At 38.3% G+C, this 18,023-nt stretch carries 21 protein-coding genes; 5 read left to right on the top strand and 16 right to left on the bottom strand.

Annotated features, from left to right (window positions below):
- Positions 1–22 precede the first annotated feature (22 nt).
- The 12 genes from FE813_RS00305 to radC form a co-directional block, all read right to left on the bottom strand.
- Complete coding sequence (locus tag FE813_RS00305) at positions 23–1,228, bottom strand: BaiN/RdsA family NAD(P)/FAD-dependent oxidoreductase (RefSeq protein ID WP_139989027.1); 1,206 nt, start codon at positions 1,226–1,228, stop codon at positions 23–25.
- Positions 1,225–2,382: a heme lyase NrfEFG subunit NrfF gene (gene nrfF, locus FE813_RS00300; protein WP_139989026.1), complete on the bottom strand. Its 1,158-nt coding sequence runs from the start codon at positions 2,380–2,382 to the stop codon at positions 1,225–1,227. Before nrfF ends, FE813_RS00305 begins: the two co-directional genes overlap by 4 nt.
- Positions 2,379–2,909 (bottom strand): DsbE family thiol:disulfide interchange protein, encoded by a 531-nt coding sequence (locus tag FE813_RS00295; RefSeq protein WP_139989025.1) that lies wholly within the window; start codon positions 2,907–2,909, stop codon positions 2,379–2,381. The genes nrfF and FE813_RS00295 overlap by 4 nt, the downstream gene beginning before the upstream one ends.
- On the bottom strand, positions 2,909–4,816 hold the full coding sequence (gene nrfE, locus FE813_RS00290) for a heme lyase NrfEFG subunit NrfE (RefSeq protein ID WP_139989024.1): 1,908 nt from the start codon (positions 4,814–4,816) through the stop codon (positions 2,909–2,911). The genes FE813_RS00295 and nrfE overlap by 1 nt, the downstream gene beginning before the upstream one ends.
- Positions 4,817–4,913: 97 nt before the next feature.
- On the bottom strand, positions 4,914–5,879 hold the full coding sequence (gene nrfD, locus FE813_RS00285) for a cytochrome c nitrite reductase subunit NrfD (protein ID WP_139989023.1): 966 nt from the start codon (positions 5,877–5,879) through the stop codon (positions 4,914–4,916).
- Positions 5,876–6,553, bottom strand: coding sequence for a cytochrome c nitrite reductase Fe-S protein (gene nrfC, locus FE813_RS00280; RefSeq protein WP_005646741.1), 678 nt, complete (start codon positions 6,551–6,553; stop codon positions 5,876–5,878). The genes nrfD and nrfC overlap by 4 nt, the downstream gene beginning before the upstream one ends.
- Positions 6,550–7,200, bottom strand: a complete 651-nt coding sequence (gene nrfB, locus FE813_RS00275) for a cytochrome c nitrite reductase pentaheme subunit (RefSeq protein ID WP_005634454.1) — start codon at positions 7,198–7,200, stop codon at positions 6,550–6,552. Before nrfB ends, nrfC begins: the two co-directional genes overlap by 4 nt.
- A gap of 76 nt (positions 7,201–7,276) precedes the next feature.
- Entirely contained in the window at positions 7,277–8,803 is a 1,527-nt protein-coding gene (nrfA, locus tag FE813_RS00270; RefSeq protein WP_048954238.1) for an ammonia-forming nitrite reductase cytochrome c552 subunit, read from the bottom strand.
- Positions 8,804–9,051: 248 nt separating this feature from the next.
- Positions 9,052–9,864 carry a DNA-formamidopyrimidine glycosylase gene (gene mutM, locus FE813_RS00265; protein WP_139989022.1) on the bottom strand — a complete coding sequence of 271 codons (813 nt, stop codon included), beginning with the start codon at positions 9,862–9,864 and terminating at the stop codon, positions 9,052–9,054.
- A 71-nt stretch (positions 9,865–9,935) separates the two neighbouring features.
- Positions 9,936–10,106, bottom strand: a complete 171-nt coding sequence (gene rpmG, locus FE813_RS00260; protein WP_005613503.1) for a 50S ribosomal protein L33 — start codon at positions 10,104–10,106, stop codon at positions 9,936–9,938.
- Positions 10,107–10,117: 11 nt separating this feature from the next.
- Positions 10,118–10,354 carry a 50S ribosomal protein L28 gene (gene rpmB, locus FE813_RS00255; RefSeq protein ID WP_005542826.1) on the bottom strand — a complete coding sequence of 79 codons (237 nt, stop codon included), beginning with the start codon at positions 10,352–10,354 and terminating at the stop codon, positions 10,118–10,120.
- Between the two features lie 213 nt (positions 10,355–10,567).
- On the bottom strand, positions 10,568–11,233 hold the full coding sequence (gene radC / locus FE813_RS00250) for a RadC family protein (RefSeq protein ID WP_139989021.1): 666 nt from the start codon (positions 11,231–11,233) through the stop codon (positions 10,568–10,570).
- 163 nt (positions 11,234–11,396) lie between these two features.
- On the opposite strand from radC, the gene coaBC reads away from it, so the two are divergent.
- The 5 genes from coaBC to crp are packed head-to-tail and all read left to right on the top strand — an operon-like array spanning position 11,397 to position 14,697.
- Positions 11,397–12,599, top strand: coding sequence for a bifunctional phosphopantothenoylcysteine decarboxylase/phosphopantothenate--cysteine ligase CoaBC (gene coaBC / locus FE813_RS00245; protein ID WP_139989020.1), 1,203 nt, complete (start codon positions 11,397–11,399; stop codon positions 12,597–12,599).
- A gap of 47 nt (positions 12,600–12,646) precedes the next feature.
- A complete protein-coding gene (gene dut / locus FE813_RS00240) occupies positions 12,647–13,102 on the top strand; it encodes a dUTP diphosphatase (protein ID WP_005631431.1) in 456 nt (151 codons plus the stop codon).
- Between the two features lie 3 nt (positions 13,103–13,105).
- Positions 13,106–13,762, top strand: a complete 657-nt coding sequence (gene slmA / locus FE813_RS00235; RefSeq protein WP_046938838.1) for a nucleoid occlusion factor SlmA — start codon at positions 13,106–13,108, stop codon at positions 13,760–13,762.
- Positions 13,763–13,783: 21 nt separating this feature from the next.
- Positions 13,784–14,035 (top strand): YheU family protein, encoded by a 252-nt coding sequence (locus tag FE813_RS00230; RefSeq protein WP_005631427.1) that lies wholly within the window; start codon positions 13,784–13,786, stop codon positions 14,033–14,035.
- The gene (crp, locus tag FE813_RS00225; RefSeq protein WP_048954245.1) at positions 14,020–14,697 is read left to right on the top strand and encodes a cAMP-activated global transcriptional regulator CRP; all 678 of its coding nucleotides are present in this window, start codon (positions 14,020–14,022) and stop codon (positions 14,695–14,697) included. Before FE813_RS00230 ends, crp begins: the two co-directional genes overlap by 16 nt.
- 364 nt (positions 14,698–15,061) lie before the next feature.
- Here crp and rlmC read toward each other — a convergent pair whose 3' ends face one another.
- The 4 genes from rlmC to hinT are packed head-to-tail and all read right to left on the bottom strand — an operon-like array spanning position 15,062 to position 17,993.
- Positions 15,062–16,240, bottom strand: coding sequence for a 23S rRNA (uracil(747)-C(5))-methyltransferase RlmC (gene rlmC / locus FE813_RS00220; RefSeq protein WP_139989019.1), 1,179 nt, complete (start codon positions 16,238–16,240; stop codon positions 15,062–15,064).
- Positions 16,237–17,289: a beta-N-acetylhexosaminidase gene (nagZ, locus tag FE813_RS00215; protein WP_139989018.1), complete on the bottom strand. Its 1,053-nt coding sequence runs from the start codon at positions 17,287–17,289 to the stop codon at positions 16,237–16,239. The genes rlmC and nagZ overlap by 4 nt, the downstream gene beginning before the upstream one ends.
- Positions 17,290–17,292: 3 nt before the next feature.
- Positions 17,293–17,643 (bottom strand): YcfL family putative periplasmic lipoprotein, encoded by a 351-nt coding sequence (locus FE813_RS00210; RefSeq protein ID WP_139989017.1) that lies wholly within the window; start codon positions 17,641–17,643, stop codon positions 17,293–17,295.
- A complete protein-coding gene (hinT, locus tag FE813_RS00205; RefSeq protein ID WP_032803248.1) occupies positions 17,643–17,993 on the bottom strand; it encodes a purine nucleoside phosphoramidase in 351 nt (116 codons plus the stop codon). Before hinT ends, FE813_RS00210 begins: the two co-directional genes overlap by 1 nt.
- Positions 17,994–18,023: the final 30 nt, after the last annotated feature.

Here is an 18,023-nt window from a genome sequence, read left to right as displayed (position 1 = left end):
TAACGTATTTTCAACATCCCTTCTACTTTTCACTAATTCCTTGTGAACAAGCATAAGCCGAGCTCCACGCCCATTGGAAATTATAGCCACCGAGCCAGCCTGTCACATCCAATACTTCACCAATAAAATACAAACCGCTTACTTGATTACTTTCCATTGTTTTAGAAGAAATTACTTTAGTATCCACACCGCCCATTGTCACTTCAGCTGTGCGATAACCTTCTGTGCCATTAGGGGTAAATTCCCAGTGATGAATAAAATCCATTAGATTTTTTACCCGCACTTTACTGATGTTAGCGATAACTTCATCTTGCACAAGGCCTTGTTCAATCCAAAGCTCGACCAATTTTTTCGGAAGTAATCGAACCAAGATGGTTTTCAACATTTGTTTTGGTGAATGTTGTTTAGCTTGATTAATTTCCTCTTCCACATTGTGGTTCGGTAATAAATCGATTTCTACAGACTCAGTGGGTTGCCAATAATTGGAAATTTGCAACACCGCAGGGCCTGAAATACCACGATGAGTAAATAAAAGCTGGTTGTGAAACGATTTTCCGCACTGCGCCGTGATCGTGACTGGTAAGCTAATACCTGAAAGTGCGGTTAAAAATTTGTCTGTTTCTCGATAAGTAAAAGGCACTAAACTCGCACGCGGAGGAATAACGGGAATATCAAATTGTTCTGCGATTTGATAGCCAAATGGCGTTGCGCCAAGCCCAGGCATAGAAAGCCCACCTGTCGCTACAATCAAATTTTTACATTGCCATTGGGTTGAATTTACCTGTAAAACAAACCGCACTTTTTCATCATTTTGAATGCGTTCAATTTGAGAAACTTCACTACGCAATAAAATCTTAGCGCCATATTTATCGCATTCAGATTTCAGCATTTCAACGATTTGCTCTGCGCCATCATCGCAAAATAATTGCCCCAATTCCTTTTCGTGATAAGCAATACCCCGCTCCGCCACTAAAGAAATAAAATCCCAGTTGGTATAACGAGCAAGCGCCGATTTGACGAAATGAGGATTTTGCGAAAGATAATGAGCGGGCGTAACCTCTAAATTGGTGAAATTACAAAACCCACCGCCCGACATCAAAATCTTACGTCCGATTTTTTTGCCGTTGTCGAAAACTGTCACCGACTTGCCTAACTTAGCCAACTGTGCGGCACAAAATAATCCTGCCGCCCCTGCACCAATAATAATATTTTCAGAATATTGGCTCACGGATTTTGCCCTTTTTCACCACGTTGTAAAAAATCCAACATCTTCATTCGTTGAATAACCGAACGACGGTCCACTGCCGCATTACCAGAATCTAATAATTGCTGTAAATACGCACTGGCTTGTTGATATTGACGATTTTCTAAGGCAATCGTCGCCAGTAAAGAAAGACTCGATACTTCATTTTTATCTTTTATCAAAGCTTCATTCAAAAGTTGTTCTACTTTTTGGGTCACTTGCTGACCAGCTTGATAATAAAGTGCGGTTGCTGCCAAGCCTAAAATATTAGGTTTACTGCCAGATATTTTTTCTGCATTAGAATAAGCCACAAGCGCACTATCAAATTCATTATTCTGTACATAGGCTTCCCCAAGTTGAAGCCAAGTTTCTGCATTATTCGGATCAGTACGCAGTTTATTTTGGATCTTCTCAATCACATTTTCATTTTTGTGTTCATCATTCATTTCAACATTTTGATTATGTTGCTCAATCATCGATTGCTCACCTTGTTGAACACGACTAAAACGATCAAGGGAAAAATAATAAGCGGTTGGAATAGCAATTAATAAAAAGAAAATAACAAGAGAAAGTTTGTGATTACTTTTCCCGAAAAAATAAGTCTTTTGTTCATTTTTCTTAGGATCCGCATAAGACTCAGCATTAACAGAAAAATATCGCTGTTCTTTTTCCAATGCACTTCCCTGCTCGACTGAAGATAAAGCAGATTTTTTTCTATTTGAGAAATAAAGCAATGCTGCAGATAAAATTAAAAGAGCGATTGGCAATAACCATAACAACGCCGTATTCCATTTGAATGGTGGTTTATAGTTCACAAAATCACCAAATCTAGCCGTCATTTGATCGATAATTTGCTGATTAGTTTTGCCCTCATCCACCATTTTGTACACTTCAAGACGCAAGTCATAAGCAATTGGAGAATTAGATTCCACCAAATTTTGGTTTTGACATTGCGGGCAGCGTAAAGATTTTGCCAACTCTACGGCGCGAGTACGATCATCTTGATTTTTGAATTGATAGGTATCCACCATTTCCGCTTGCGCAAATAAGGAAAATGCGAATAAAAGTGCGGTCGCAAAAAAGACTGTTTTTTGAACCTGAATAAAACCACGAGTAAAAATATCTAATATGCTTTTCATTTGTTCTTCAATGCTTCAATTTTTGGCAAAAATACCGTTTGCCAAGTTTCTTTATCCAGTAAACCTGAATGGCGATAACGAATCACACCATTTTCATCCACAAGATAAGTTTCTGGCGCGCCATCCACGCCTAATTTTAATCCCAATTCACCATGACTATCATCAATGGTTAAAACGAAAGGATTGCCCATTCGCTTAAGCATTTCAATGCCATTTTGAGGATTGTCGCGATAATCCACTCCCACAATAGGGAACGTTTTTGCAATCTCAATTAACAGAGGATGCTCTTCCTTGCAATAACCACACCAACTGCCCCACACATTTAATAAAAATGGCTGTTTAGGAAAATCTTTCAGGCTTACGATTTGTGATGGCTCATGTAAATTAGCCTGATAAAACTCTGGCACGGGTTTATCAATTAAAGCCGAAGCAATTTTTTTCGGATCTTGATTTAATCCAGCAATTAATAATACACACACGCCTAAAAGCACAAAGAGCGGTGCAAAAAAGATAAGTTTTTTGTTCATTATTTTTCCTGTTTTCTGCGTAATCCGAAAACGCTACAAAGTGCGCCAAACGCCATTAAAATACCGCCAACCCAAAGCCAACGAATCAGTGGTTTATAATGTAAGCGGAAAGTAAATTCCCCTTTGCCAAGAGAATCGCCCATCACAATATATAAATCCCCCCAGAAACCGCCATCAAGCCCCACTTCACTCATTGTCATTGTTCGCACATCGTAATAACGGCGCTCTGGGATAATTTCCGCATAAGGTTTGCCATTTTCAGTTACGTCAAAAAAGGCGACTTCTGCCGTAAAGTTTGGCCCAATTTCATTAGAGAATTGGCGATAGTGAAATTCATATTGCCCTAACGTTTGACTTTGTTGCGGTGCTAAACGCACACCAATTTCGCTACCAAAATAACCACTCATTACCGCACCGATAGTCACAATCGCCACGCCACAATGCGCTAAAATCATACCAAATTGAGACAAGCGAATTTGTCGCCAATTTTGCCATAAAGTGACGAACAAAAGCCAAATCGCAAGAGTTAATAACACAAAGGCGAAAGCATGGAAATTTAATGCAGAATTATTTCGTAGCTGCTGCCAAATCATCAAGCCAGCAAGAATTAAAGACGGAATGAGCAACCATACGCAACGTATCAATAATGTGCGATCAAATTGCACCCAACGTATGGTAAGTGAAATCACCATTAGGATTAAAATCACCGTAATAATTGGGAAGAAAATACTATTAAAATAAGGACTTCCCACCGAAATTGATCCCCAATTCATCGCTTGGAATAACATTGGGTAAAAGGTGCCTAAAAAGGTAGAAACCGTCGCAATGGTAAGCAAAATATTCAGCAATAAAATGCCACCCGATTTAGAAACGAACTGAAATTTCACCGCACTTTCTGATGAACTGCCCGCTCGTAAGGCGAATAAACCAAAGGCTAACACTGTCAAAACAAAGAAAATTAATAACAACACATAACCGCGCGTGTTATCCAATGCAAAAGCATGCACAGAAGTGAGTGCGCCAGAACGAACAATAAAGGTGCCTAATACGCTAAAGGCAAAAGCAAGCAAAGAAAAAAGCGTTGTCCAATAACTAAATACGCCTTGTTTTTCCGTCGCCATTAAACTGTGTAATAACGCCAAACCAAGCAACCAAGGCATTAAAGACGCATTTTCTACAGGATCCCAGAACCACCAACCGCCCCAGCCAAGTTCGTAATATGCCCACCAAGCACCGAGCACAATGCCAATGGTTAAAAATAACCAAGAAAACAACACCCAGCCACGCATTGAGCGTGCAATTTGTCGTGCAGATTGGTTATAAATCAACGCACTCAAACTCATCGCAAAATTTACAGCAAAGCCCACATAGCCAACATATAACAAAGGCGGATGGAAAATTAATCCCACATCTTGCAACATTGGATTGAGATCGCGCCCTTCTGCAGGTGCGGGGAAAATGCGTCCAAATGGATTGGAATAAAATAAAATAAACACCGCAAAGCCAAAACAAATCAATCCCAATAAAGATAAAGATTGAGCAGAAAAAGTGCGGTCATTTTTTCGATTAAAAAAAGCAAAAGTAGCAAGCCATAAACTCAATGAAAATAACCAAAACAACATTGAACCTTCATGCCCGCCCCAAGTGGCAGCCACTTTAAAAAATGTAGGTAATTGGGAATTAGAATGTGCCGCTACATATTCAAGGGTGAAATCATCTACCGCAAAAGAATATGATAATAAACCGATGGAAAGTGTCGTGCTTATAGTAAAAATGTATGATAGTGGCCACGCAGAATTAATAAGAGTTGTATTCTTCTTTGATAAACCAAGTTGTGGAACAATAACGAGCAAAAGCGCAGCCGTCGTTGCGAGGAGTAATAAGTAAAATCCAAGTTCTGGGAGCATAAAATATTATTCTTTGTTAATTAACGTCAGGATGTCTTCTGACAAATAAAAAGAAAGGCGCATATTATTACGCCTTTCCTCTAAATACAATTTTAATTTACGCGACTGTTAATTGCCCTGCATACAATATAAAGAAACGTAAACAGAATACCCCAATTAAGTCAAAAATTGACACCAAGATAATAAAGTTACGGTTGTATTTTAAACGGTCATTAACAAACATATTGGCGATTAATGGGATCAATATACCAATAAAGAATACCCCAATCCAGAATACAGCACCCCAGAAACCAGATAATGCATTATGTAACGCAACTGTTTTTTGGCCGCCACCAAAATGTAAGCCAACGAAGAAACACACAAGCAAACCAAGCTCTGTCACCATAATTGGTACTTCGAATTTGTGGATGAAATGTGATTCGTGGGAATCCCCTTTCAATTTACCAGCGATTAAAATCAGTAAGAATGTCGCAGCGATACCGGAAGACGTACCGGATGCCAAGAATAATGCCGGTAATACCGGGTTATTCAACATTGGGTAGCTGATCAATGCGGAAAGCAAGAAACCAGTGTATGCACCAAGCACTGCAGCCAATATGAAAAGAATAACTTCGACTGGACTGACAATACGTTCTACAATACCGATAAGTTTTATCACAAATTGTAGTTTTGGCATAAAGCGATTAATTAATGCTTCGATTTCTTTTTTGAAAATCACCACTCCCCAAATTACTAAAAACAACATATAAATTTGGAATAGCATGACCCCCATCGACATTACGGAGTTAAATTGATAGTTAAACATCAATTTCCAGAATGTCCAAGGTCTTGCTAAGTGGAAAACTAATAGCGTTAAACCAATTAATGTTGGCACAGATCCCAAAATCACACCAGATCGAATAATCCAATTTTGACTTGGGTTCATTAATTTATTACTACGTTTATAAGCAATTGCCAACTGCACCGAGCCAGATGAGATCCCCAATAAAAACAAGTAGATCGCAATGGTAGAATCCCACACTAGATTAGGCGTATGAAATGGAACTGGATAATCTAATGTCATCTTCTAGGCTCCCCATGTTGGAATGGAATGTGGTACAAGTTTGGTTGTGTACCTAACTCCACTTTAGTGCGATAAACCGGTTTTTCTTTCACTTTACGTGAAACAGCACTCATTGGATCATTCATATCGCCAAAGGTTAATGCTTTGGTTGGACAAGCTTCCACACAAGCCGGTTGTTTACCATTGGCTAAATTTGTATCGCGGCAGAAGTTACATTTATCTGCGGTACGATGTACTGGATGAATAAAACGTACACGATATGGGCAAACTGCTATACAGTATTGGCAGCCTACGCATAAATCTTTATGTACATCTACAATGCCAGTCTCTTTATCAATAAAAGATGCACCAGTTGGACAAACTGCTACGCAAGGTGCATTTGTACAATGTTGGCAAGATTGACGGAAGAACTCATATTCCTGATTTGGAAATTCACCGTAAGGTTCACTGCGTAGAATCTCTAAGCGAGAAACGCCTTCTGGCACTTGGTTTACATCACGGCATGCATCCATACAGGCTGTACAGCCGATACACGAGTTTTCATCGTGTATCATTGCGTAACGTTTAGGTTTATCCGCCTTGTCTTCTTTCGCAAAAGAAGGTAAAGATGTTCCCGTCATAAGGATCACTGCCCCCATGCCGGAAACAAAGTTTCGGCGTGAGCAGGCTGTCATTGTTTATCCTTTTGTTCGGTTAGTTTATCTTGTTCAGCTTTACGTTTTTGTTGTTCACCATGGCAATCTACGCAAAGTTTAACGCGTTGTTTTGGTTGAATACCTTTCATTGCGTCTTCTTTAGGGTGAAGCGTATGGCAACTTGCACAAGGTAATTTCATTGCGTGTACATCATGCGCCCATAGTTTTTCGCGAAGTTTGTCAGGTTGGTGACAAGCAAAACAAACTTGGTTTTGTTCTTGAACTGAATACATCGGTTTTTTATTACCGAAAATATCCCCTTCAAAACGCATAACATCTTTAGCACCACGACGGTGATTTTCAGAAACGTTACCGTGACAGCTTACACACGTAATTGCTTTACCATTATTTGGATTTTTCTTATCTAAGTGTGCACCATGGAATTTACCAAAGTGGAGTTCGCCACCAGACTGATCTACAGTCTGGTTTTTATCTACTTTGTCGAATTTATGGCATTTAGCACAATATTGATTAGGATCGCGTTGGTTATCTAATTGCGGTTCATAAGTAAAATGATCCGCAGGTTTTTGTGCATCATCAGCATGAGCCAAAAATGGCGCTGCTACAAATGCCGCACTTAACGCTAACGCTTTTGCAGATTTGTTGATTAAAGAAGTTAAATTCATTTGGGTTACCTCAAATTTGACCTTGAAAATCACCGCACTTTCCAATTTGCACTTAAAAGTGCGGTGGATTTTTCATTTATTTTTGTGCTGGTGGATCAACTAATAAGCCTTTTTCTTTAGCTTGTTGTTCCCATTGTGGTACCACAGTTTTTAAGAATTCTTCTTTAGCTTTGCGTTCTTTTTCGATATCAATACCCATTACTTTCCACGCTTTATCAGCTGTTGAAATATCTGGGATTTGAACTGGAGTTTTCACACCGTGTTTAGTTAAGATTGCTGCAAGTTTAGTACGAGCATCCGCTGCTTTATCTAAGCCTGAACCTAATACACGAAGCACTACTTCAGGTGCGTGCATATGACCACCGTGGCTTGCTGCAGCATAATCCCAACGCCATTGAGCATGACGAATATCCATTAATGCCGCTTCCATTTCTTCTTTAGTTGCACCTGCATCCCAAGCCGCTTTTGCTTCAAAGTGAGCTTTAACAACTTGCTCTTCTAAACGACCCATTACATCTTTCACTTCTTTTTTACGTGAAGTGACGATATCGCGTAATTTTTCTTTGCTTTGATCGTGACAGTTTGCACAAGTGCGGTCAAATGCATCGAATGGATTTTGGATTTGGTGATCAGTATAAACTTTACCGTCTTTACCTTGCACTTTTGGCATGTGACAGTCTACACAAGTTACACCATTTTTACCGTGCATACCTAAAGACCAAATTTCAAAGTCAGGGTGTTGCGCTTTTAACATTGGCGCTTTAGAAAGGCTATGAGTCCAATCACTGAAACCAATTTCATCGTAATATTTTTCAATATCATCAACAGTTTGACCTTTATTCCAAGGGAAGGTTACTTGTTTGATATCGCCTGCGAAGTAGTATTCAACGTGACAGTTTGCACAGATTTCAGCGCGTTTTTCAGTACGAGCTGCCGTGTTGAAGCTTAAATTGTTATGTGGGCGACCTTCTGCTTTATCTTTTTCAGCAGTTGCTTTTTCTAAAGCGTCAAGCGCGCGTAATACGTGTGGACGAGCAATACGTAATGCTGGTTTTCCTTCAGCAAAATCTTTAGAGGTCGTATCGTGACAGTCAGCACAACCGATTGAGTTCACGATTTCTGGACCGCCTTTTGCCCATTTCGCATTGAAATAATCTTTTTCACCCCATTCCGCAATTAAACGTGGAACATCAGGGCCTTTACATGTCCAACATGCCATTGGTTGTGGACCATCATTTGCTGTTTTTGGTGCACCAGTACGTAGAATGCTACGAACATCAGTGACCGCATAAAAGTGACCACGCGGTGCATTGTATTCTTTTGCAAATGAATAACCGCCCCAAAGAACAATTAAGCGTGGATTTTCTTCATCGGCATAAATAATTTTTTCGCCGTTGCCATTTGCAGTTGAACGCCAGCTGTTATATTGATTTGGATATTTTTCTGCAAACTTTTCATTTACAGATTCAATTTTCAAATCTGGTTTTACTGGTTCAACAGGTTGTTCTAATGGCTTATAAACCATATCAGCTACCGCTGAGTTAAATAAGCTTAAACTCGCGAAAGACGCTGCCACAATGAGGCTTTTTTTGAATGCGTTCACGATAATCACTCCATTTGTTGTAATAAAAAAGTTAGGTTAAATAGAAAGTTGAGAATTATTCTTAATACCACATAAAACATGTGGATATAGATTCATTCGAGCGTAAAATAACAAAATAAAAAAGTTTTTCTACTGTCTCTGTAGAAAAACTTGAGATCGATCAAACTTATTTTTCAAAATACCAAAATATAGGTATAAACCCAATAAGAGTTAACTCTTTTTTGTTAAAATTTAAGAGGTTCTACCTATTATTTTTTCTGACAACTTGAACAAAAAAAGCTATTTCTTTTTCCAATTACTAAACTGTCAATTTTTGTACCGCACCTTGGACAAGGTTTATCTTTATTGCCATACACCAATAATTCTTGTGCAAAATAACCTGGGCGCCCATCTGGTTGTAAGAAATCTTTAAGTGTCGTTCCACCTTGGATAATGGCTTTTGTCAATACATCTTTAATCGTATTCACTAAGGAAATACATTGATTGCGGGTCAGATTTTTGGCGAGTTTAAGTGGATGAATCCCACAAATAAACAAACTTTCATTTGCATAAATATTTCCAACGCCCACCACCACAGCGTTATCCATCAAGAAGGTTTTAAGTGCGGTTGATTTTTGACGAGATTTTTTGAATAAATATTCTGCATTAAATTCATCAGAAAGCGGTTCAGGCCCTAGCTTCAAAAAAAGATGAAAGTCATCTAGGTTCTCCGTCCACAACCATGCACCGAAACGACGAGGATCGTTATAACGTAATAATTTGCCATTATTCATCACAATATCAATATGATCATGTTTATCTATTGCGCTATCCTGTGGCACAATTCGCACCGAACCTGACATGCCCAAATGCCCGATGATATAACCTTTTTCCGTGTGAATAATCAAATATTTTGCTCGACGAGTGAGATCTACAATTTTTACATTTTTTAGCGTTATCAATTCCTCTGATACGGACCAGCGCAATTTAGGCTGGCGCACGACAACTTTCTCAATCGTAAAATTCTTAAGATAAGGGCTAATACCACGTAGTGCAGTTTCAACTTCGGGAAGTTCTGGCATGATTTGTTCCTTAATAAATTTGTGATACAAAAAAACCCGAACAATGTCGGGCTTTTTCTAAATAAGCAAAATTATTTGATTTTTGCTTCTTTATAGATAACGTGTTTACGCACTACTGGATCAAATTTTTTGATTTCCATTTTTTCAGGCATATTACGTTTATTTTTATCAGTTGTGTAGAAGTGACCGGTCTCTGCAGTAGAAACTAAACGGATTTTCTCACGAGCGCCTTTAGCTGCCATTTTTTAGCTCCTTAGATTTTTTCGCCACGAGCACGGATTTCAGCTAATACTGCATCAATGCCTTTTTTATCAATAATACGCATACCTTTCGCAGTTAAACGTAAGGTTACGAAACGGTTTTCACTTTCAACCCAGAAACGGTGAGTGTGAAGGTTTGGAAGAAAACGACGACGTGTCGCATTCATCGCGTGTGAGCGGTTATTACCCACAGCTGGACGCTTGCCTGTTACTTGACAAACTCTAGACATAATAATCTCCAATAATTAAATATAAGCTCGAGCTTACGGTTCGGATTGTTTAAAGCCAGTTAAAACCAGCTTGCTACCTCGTCAGGTCGCGCTAATCCGACCCGCTTACTATATTAAAGGTCGCAAATTATACTGGCTTTGTTTTCATTTCTCAAGTGTAAATGCGATTTTCCTGAATGTAATCGGTAAAAAAATGGTCAACATTATAAAAATTTATAATAAAAAGTTCTCTGCAAAAGAATAGCAATCTGTTTTTCCGACAATTAAGTGATCAAGCACTCTGATTTCCATTAGGTCTGCAGACTCCTGAATTTTTTTAGTAATAAGCTGATCCGAATAACTCGGCTCCGTTATACCCGAAGGATGATTATGCGCCAAAATTAAAGCAGCCGCATTACAATAAAGTGCCTCTTTAATTATTTCCCGAGGATAAACAGCTGATACATTAATTGTACCTAAAAATAACCGCTCTTTTTTAATCAGACGATGTTGATTATCCAAAAATAAAACCATGAACACTTCTCTTTCCTCATGTTGCAATTCAGTGAGTAAAAAAAGTTTTACCGTTTCAGGATCATTAATAATCGGTGTACTTAACATCTCTTGCTTTAAATAACGCTTGGTCATTTCCGTAATCGCTTGCAGCTGAATAAATTGCGTAATGCCTAAGCCTTTCACTGAGCAGAAGGCTTTTTCATCTGCAGAAAGTAACGCATGCAAGGAACCAAAATGTGATAAGACATTTTTCGAAAGCTGAATGACTGGGCAGCCTTTTATACCAGTTCGTAAAAAGATCGCCAGCAATTCATAATCAGCGAGCGTTTCTACACCAAATTTAAGCAATTTTTCGCGTGGCATTAAATCATCATTGTTTTCCATAAAATATTGAACGCAAAATAGAAAAAATTTTGACCGCTCTTTTCTCATTTTACGAGTAACTTATACAAAGTCTGCGATATGTATCGCAAAAATAGCATTGGGCATTCAATAAAATTAAAGTAAAATAACGGAATTGTGGCTAAGTACTAACAAAGGTTGAAACATGAAATTAAACGGAAAACATATTGTAGTTGGCATAACTGGCGGTATTGCAGCCTATAAAACAATAGAGTTGATTCGTTTATTACGCAAAGCAGAAGCTGAAGTACGTGTAGTATTAACCCCTGCTGCGGCAGAATTTGTTACGCCTTTAACGCTTCAAGCCATTTCTGGCAATGCTGTCGCACAATCTTTACTTGATCCACAAGCAGAGCTGGCAATGGGGCATATTGAGCTTGCCAAATGGGCCGATGCCATTATTATTGCGCCAGCTAGTGCAGACTTTATTGCCCGTCTTACTGTAGGCATGGCGAATGATTTACTTTCAACAATTTGTCTTGCGACTGATGCGCCAATTTTTCTTGCCCCAGCAATGAATCAGCAGATGTATCGCCAATCCATTACTCAACAAAATTTAACGGCTCTTCAAACGCGTGGAATTGAGCTTATTGGCCCGAATAGTGGTTTTCAGGCTTGCGGCGATATGGGGAAAGGACGTATGTCAGAACCAGAGGAAATTTTTACCGCACTTTCTGACTTTTTCTCTCAAAAACAAGATCTACAAGGATTAAATGTCGCTATTACAGCAGGCCCAACGCGTGAGGCAATCGATCCCGTTCGTTATATTTCTAACCATAGTTCAGGGAAAATGGGATTTGCGATTGCTGAAGCATTTGCCGAACGTGGGGCGAACGTCACGCTAATTTCAGGGCCAGTGAATTTAACAACACCAAAAAATGTAAATCGAATCAATGTCATCTCAGCACAAGATATGTGGAAAGCCTCTCTTGAAAGTGCGGCGAAAAATCAAATTTTTATTGGCTGTGCGGCTGTTGCTGATTACAGAGTAGCCGAAGTTGCTGACCAAAAAATTAAAAAATCTGGCGATGAAATATCTATCAAGTTAATTAAAAATCCCGATATTATCTCAGATGTAGGACATTTAAAAACACATCGCCCTTTTACTGTTGGATTTGCGGCTGAAACCCAAAATGTTGATGATTACGCAAAAGATAAACTTGAACGCAAAAATCTTGATATGATTTGTGCCAACGATGTATCTGGCGGACAAGTTTTTAACGCTGATGAAAATGCCTTGCAGCTTTTCTGGAAAAATGGTCATAAAAAATTATCGCTAAAATCAAAAGTGGAACTTGCAGCTGATTTAGTCAATGAAATCATTGAACGCTATCAAAAAACCTTATAATTCCAACCGCACTTTTACCTAAAAATGAATTTCAAACGGAGTATTACATGAAAAAAATTGACGTAAAAATTTTAGATTCTCGCATTGGAAATGAATTTCCTCTGCCAACTTACGCAACTGAAGGTTCGGCAGGTCTTGATTTACGTGCATTAATCGATGAAAGCTTTGAAATTCAACCAGGTGAAACTAAATTAATTCCGACAGGGCTATCAATTTATATTGCGGATCCAAATTTAGCGGCAGTGATTTTGCCTCGCTCGGGCCTTGGTCATAAACACGGCATTGTGCTAGGAAACCTTGTGGGATTAATTGACTCCGATTATCAAGGGCCATTAATGGTATCAATGTGGAACCGTGGAAATGAGCCATTCAAAATTGAAGTCGGCGATCGCATTGCTCAACTTGTTTTCGTACCAGTAGTACAAGCCGAATTTAATATTGTAGAAGATTTTCAACAAACCGAACGTGGTGAAGGCGGTTTCGGTCATTCAGGTAAACAATAATTTATGGTAGAAGAACAATTATCTTTATCGGGCGTGGAAGAAATTGCGCCTAAAATTGAAACACAAAAAATTGAAAAAAGAACGGTAAAAGAACGTCGTCAACAAGTGCTTACCGTGTTGATACATATGCTTCATTCCGAACGCGGCATGGAGCGTATGACAACGGCTCGTCTAGCAAAAGAAGTTGGGGTATCTGAAGCTGCGTTATATCGTTACTTTCCAAGCAAAACAAAAATGTTTGAAGCCTTAATCGAGCATATCGAAAATACCCTATTAAGCCGTATTACCGCTTCTATGCGTAACGAAACCCAAACAATGAATCGCATTCATGATATTTTACAAACGATCTTAGATTTTGCCCGTAAAAATCCTGGGTTAACTCGAATTCTAACGGGCCATGCATTAATGTTTGAAGATGCGCAATTGCAAGTTCGAGTCGCACAATTTTTTAATCGTCTTGAAATGCAGTTTGTCAATATTTTACAAATGCGAAAATTACGTGAAGGGCGTGGCTTTAATGTGGATGAACGCATAATTGCCTCGCATTTAGTCACACTATGTGAAGGACAATTTATGCGCTATGTTCGTACTAATTTCCGTCTGAATGCAAGCCAGTCTTTCGAACAACAATGGCGTTTTATCGAGCCACTTTTTGCCTAATTGACTTTACCGAGTAAATATATGATTATTCCTTGGCAAGAACTGGAAGCAGAAACATTAGATAATATCGTAGAAAGCGTAATTTTACGCGAAGGAACCGATTACGGTATAGAAGAACTTTCACTCAACCAAAAAAAACAACTTTTACTGACTCAAATTCGCAATGGAATTGCGGTGATTGTATGGTCTGAATTGCATGAATCCATTGACATCAAAAATAAAACGGAATTTTTGAAACAGGAATGTAAGGAGCACGAATGTCAAATGAATTAACCGAAATTGATGAAGCATCAGTTCCACCACAGGAAGAAGAATCAACGACTCGAGATCCTATTTTAGACTGGTTTCTTACGCATTGCCACTTACACAAATATCCAGCAAAATCTACGCTAATTCATGCAGGAGAGGATGCAACTACACTTTATTATGTGATTAAAGGTACTGTAATGGTCTCTGCAAAAGATGATGAAGGAAAAGAAATGATCCTAACTTATCTAGGAGCCGGACAATTCTTTGGAGAAGCAGGGCTATTTGATGAAGGCTCAAAACGTTCAGCATGGGTCAAAACAAAAACAACATGTGAAATTGCTGAAATTTCCTATAAAAAATATCGTCAATTAATTCAGGCCAACCCTGAAATCTTAATGTTTTTAACCGCACAATTGGCAAGACGTTTACAAAATACTTCACGCCAAGTGAGTAATTTAGCATTCTTAGATGTAGCAGGTCGTATTGCTCAAACGCTAATGAACTTAGCTAAACAGCCTGAAGCAATGACACATCCTGATGGGATGCAAATTAAAATTACACGCCAAGAAATAGGGCAAATGGTTGGTTGTTCACGAGAAACTGTAGGACGTATTATTAAGATGTTAGAGGATCAGAATCTTATTCATGCTCATGGAAAAACCATCGTTGTATATGGCGCAAGATAATTTTTCATCATAAATCATTCAACATGAAACCATCCAAAATCAATTTGGATGGTTTTTGTTTAATTAGAAATAATATTCAAAACATTAATTGACAATTAATATAAAGGATTCTATCATTACCCAACTTCTTACAAATATAGTGGGAAGACAGGATTGGTCTCCTGATATAGTGGCTTTTAAAGGTGTATAACCTTATTGCATAGTTTTATGCCGCAAAAGCTAGAACACCAAGATGCATTTTCTAATCTATGGTGGGCTAGGTAGAAATCCCGCAGGGATGCGTGCAGTAAGCCACTTGCTGTTAAGACCAATTCTGCTTAGTTCCACCACCCTTCTTTCAAATCACCAAACTGTTTATATTTCTTTAACTCTTCTTTTTTCTTTGTAGTAAAACTAATACTTCATAATGAGATGTTTGTGGAAACATATCAAAAAGTTGAATTTTCAACACTTTATAAAAAGTGAGATTCTGTAAATCTTTGCCCATTGTTACAGAATTACAACTGGAATATAAAATAAAGTCCGATTGCATTTCGTTAAGAAATTCACTTAATTCCTTTCCAATTCCACGACGTGGTGGATTTACAATCACAAGATCTGGCTTATTTTCATTCTGATTTTTCATCACACTTGCCGCGTCTAGTGATTGGAAATCTACATGTTCTAACCCCAATATTTTAGCGGAATGACTCGCTGCAAAAATAGCTGATGAGGAAATTTCAATTCCAGTTAACTCAATACTTTTTCCCCATTTTTCCTGTAAAGCTTTCGCGCAATGTAAGCCAAATCCTCCCACGCCACAAAATAAATCCCAGACTTTATAGATTGGTAATTCTCTTATCCATTGCTGAGCGGTTGCATATAATCCCGCCGCCACTCTAGGATTGGTCTGAAAAAAACCTTGTGGGCGAATAAAGAGCGGAATACCATTGAAATTCTCAGGCAAAAATTGTTGTTCTGTCAGAAAAATTTCTTGTTCACCTTCTAAAATGGCCGCGTGCTGTGGTTGTAAATTAATGCTAACCACTTCTAAGTGCGGTAATTTTTCCAATAATTTGGGTAATTCTCGGCGAATTAATGTCAATTTATTTTCTGTGCGTAGTACAAAACGCAACATTAATTTTCCCGTCGCGATACTTTCTGTAAGCAGAATATATTTGAGCTCACCTTTTTGTTTAGCAATGTTATAAGGTACTAAACCAGCACGGCCAATAAAATCCTTTAAAACCGGAAAAATAAATGAAAAATGAGTTGGATAAAGGGGACAATCACACAAATCAATCGCACTTTGTGGATCATTAGGATTTTTTAAAATGCCCAGTATCGGGCGTTCAACACTACCACTCACAACCATTTTAGCTTTATTACGAAAGCCTTGTTCATTAGATTGAAAAGGAGCTAACCATTGAGCTCCATCGCAATTAATAGAAATCAGTTGCTGCTTTAAATGATGTTGTTTTTCGGTTAACTGCTGACTATAAGGTATTTCAAGCCATTGACAAGAACGACATTCATTTTGCTGATAGTATCGACAATCAATCATGTTCTTGCAGCCTGAATATCTAACCAACGGCTTTGAATATCTGCAAGATTTCGGTGATTCAGTTTCCAACGTTGATCTAAAACCAAATCATTCCACTTGATCACTCTACGTTTAAATAAATTTTGTAAGCGAGCTTGACGAGCCATAAAGTGCGGTTCATTTCCAGTAAGTTTTAGATTATCTAATACTTGAATGACACCTTCACGTTCATTGCACAGTAATAAAAGATCACAACCTGCATTGAGTGCTTTTTTACTACGCTCTACAAAATCACCCATTACGCCAGCGCCTTTCATACCGAGATCATCGGAAAAAATTGTACCTTGGAAATTTAGTTGTTTTCGTAAGATTTCTTTCAACCAATATTCTGAGCCGCTTGCTGGTTGACTATCACATTGTCTATAAATGACATGCGCAGGCATAATGGCATCGAGTTTATTTTGTGAAATCAACTGTTGGAAAGGTTGGAGATCGCCACTAAAAATTTCGTCTTTTGCGCGATCATCATAAGGGGTTTCTAAATGAGAATCAGCTAATACATGGCCATGACCAGGGAAATGTTTACCTGTAGAGGCCATACCTGCTTGATGCATACCATCAATAAAAGCAGTTGCTAAATTTACCGCACTTTTTACATCAGATGAAAAACTGCGATCACCAATCGCTCGACATTCATGCCCCAAATCCAGCACCGGCGCAAAACTCAAGTCAATATCCAAGGCGATCATTTCTGCCGACATTTGCCAACCAGCTTCTTTAGCAAAACTCACTTGTTCAGTTGTTGACAGTGTTTCTTGAAAAGCCTGCATTGAAGGTAACATTGTGAATCCATCACGGAAACGTTGAACTCGTCCACCTTCTTGATCCACCGTAATCAATAAAGGCTTTTTCACTCGCAGACGAACAGAACGAATTAATTCTTGAATTTGTTCTCTGTCTTCAAAATTTCGAGTAAATAAAATCAATCCCGCAACAAGAGGGTGAGAAAGTAACTCAACTTCCTCTTGTTCCAACTCTTTTCCTTCTAAATCAATTAACAACGTACTCATAAATTATTTTAAATAAAGGCGATAATTTTTACTTTCTACAGTAGGTTTAATTAAATCGATCGACTTCTCTTCTTGTGGTTTTAGCAAAAATTGATCGGAATAGCTTTCTTGCTGATTTTCCCAAGTTTGGGTTACCCCTAAATGATCGTACCAATACAAGTAGTAACTTATATTCAAAAGTTGCTGACTTTTATTTTTTATAAGCGCTGATTTTTGACTTGTTTCAACTTTAATTAAAGGTGAAAGATTAGATGTGATATTCAAAATCGGCTTCGTTGAATAAGTTAAGTTTTCTACTGAACTTGAACAAGCAGCGAGCACAAGGCTCACCAAAATTAAAAAATATTTTTTCATTATTTAACTAACATTCTACCTAAAGGTTCTCCACCGACTAAATGCATATGTAAGTGGAATACTTCTTGCCCACCATGTTTATTGCAATTCACAATTAGTCGGTACCCATCTTCCGCAATCCCCTCTTCTTTAGCGAGTTTAGCCGCCACGCTAAATAATCGACCTAGCGCTACTTCATCTTGCTCCGTCACATCATTTACTGTTGGGATGACTTTATTTGGAATGATCAAAATATGTGTTTTAGCTTGTGGTGAAATATCACGAAACGCTGTGACTAATTCATCTTGATAGACGATATTTGCAGGAATTTCTTTACGGATGATTTTACTAAAAATTGTTTCTTCTGCCATTGTTTGCCCCCTATAAAAAAGTGCGGTGAA

It is taken from the genome of Haemophilus seminalis (genome assembly GCF_006384255.1).
GTDB lineage: Bacteria > Pseudomonadota > Gammaproteobacteria > Enterobacterales > Pasteurellaceae > Haemophilus > Haemophilus seminalis.
This window is presented reverse-complemented; position numbering and strand designations above follow the sequence as displayed.

Excerpts from the sequence above, each read along its gene's own strand:
- nrfF (WP_139989026.1), bottom strand. The coding sequence starts at position 2,382 with ATGAAAAGCATATTAGATATTTTTACTCGTGGTTTTATTCAGGTTCAA.
- FE813_RS00295 (WP_139989025.1), bottom strand. The coding sequence starts at position 2,909 with ATGAACAAAAAACTTATCTTTTTTGCACCGCTCTTTGTGCTTTTAGGC.
- nrfE (WP_139989024.1), bottom strand. The coding sequence starts at position 4,816 with ATGCTCCCAGAACTTGGATTTTACTTATTACTCCTCGCAACGACGGCT.
- nrfD (WP_139989023.1), bottom strand. The coding sequence starts at position 5,879 with ATGACATTAGATTATCCAGTTCCATTTCATACGCCTAATCTAGTGTGG.
- nrfC (WP_005646741.1), bottom strand. The coding sequence starts at position 6,553 with ATGACAGCCTGCTCACGCCGAAACTTTGTTTCCGGCATGGGGGCAGTG.
- nrfB (WP_005634454.1), bottom strand. The coding sequence starts at position 7,200 with ATGAATTTAACTTCTTTAATCAACAAATCTGCAAAAGCGTTAGCGTTA.
- mutM (WP_139989022.1), bottom strand. The coding sequence starts at position 9,864 with ATGCCAGAACTTCCCGAAGTTGAAACTGCACTACGTGGTATTAGCCCT.
- rpmG (WP_005613503.1), bottom strand. The coding sequence starts at position 10,106 with ATGGCAGCTAAAGGCGCTCGTGAGAAAATCCGTTTAGTTTCTACTGCA.
- rpmB (WP_005542826.1), bottom strand. The coding sequence starts at position 10,354 with ATGTCTAGAGTTTGTCAAGTAACAGGCAAGCGTCCAGCTGTGGGTAAT.
- radC (WP_139989021.1), bottom strand. The coding sequence starts at position 11,233 with ATGGAAAACAATGATGATTTAATGCCACGCGAAAAATTGCTTAAATTT.
- coaBC (WP_139989020.1), top strand. The coding sequence starts at position 11,397 with ATGAAATTAAACGGAAAACATATTGTAGTTGGCATAACTGGCGGTATT.
- dut (WP_005631431.1), top strand. The coding sequence starts at position 12,647 with ATGAAAAAAATTGACGTAAAAATTTTAGATTCTCGCATTGGAAATGAA.
- slmA (WP_046938838.1), top strand. The coding sequence starts at position 13,106 with ATGGTAGAAGAACAATTATCTTTATCGGGCGTGGAAGAAATTGCGCCT.
- FE813_RS00230 (WP_005631427.1), top strand. The coding sequence starts at position 13,784 with ATGATTATTCCTTGGCAAGAACTGGAAGCAGAAACATTAGATAATATC.
- crp (WP_048954245.1), top strand. The coding sequence starts at position 14,020 with ATGTCAAATGAATTAACCGAAATTGATGAAGCATCAGTTCCACCACAG.
- rlmC (WP_139989019.1), bottom strand. The coding sequence starts at position 16,240 with ATGATTGATTGTCGATACTATCAGCAAAATGAATGTCGTTCTTGTCAA.
- nagZ (WP_139989018.1), bottom strand. The coding sequence starts at position 17,289 with ATGAGTACGTTGTTAATTGATTTAGAAGGAAAAGAGTTGGAACAAGAG.
- FE813_RS00210 (WP_139989017.1), bottom strand. The coding sequence starts at position 17,643 with ATGAAAAAATATTTTTTAATTTTGGTGAGCCTTGTGCTCGCTGCTTGT.
- hinT (WP_032803248.1), bottom strand. The coding sequence starts at position 17,993 with ATGGCAGAAGAAACAATTTTTAGTAAAATCATCCGTAAAGAAATTCCT.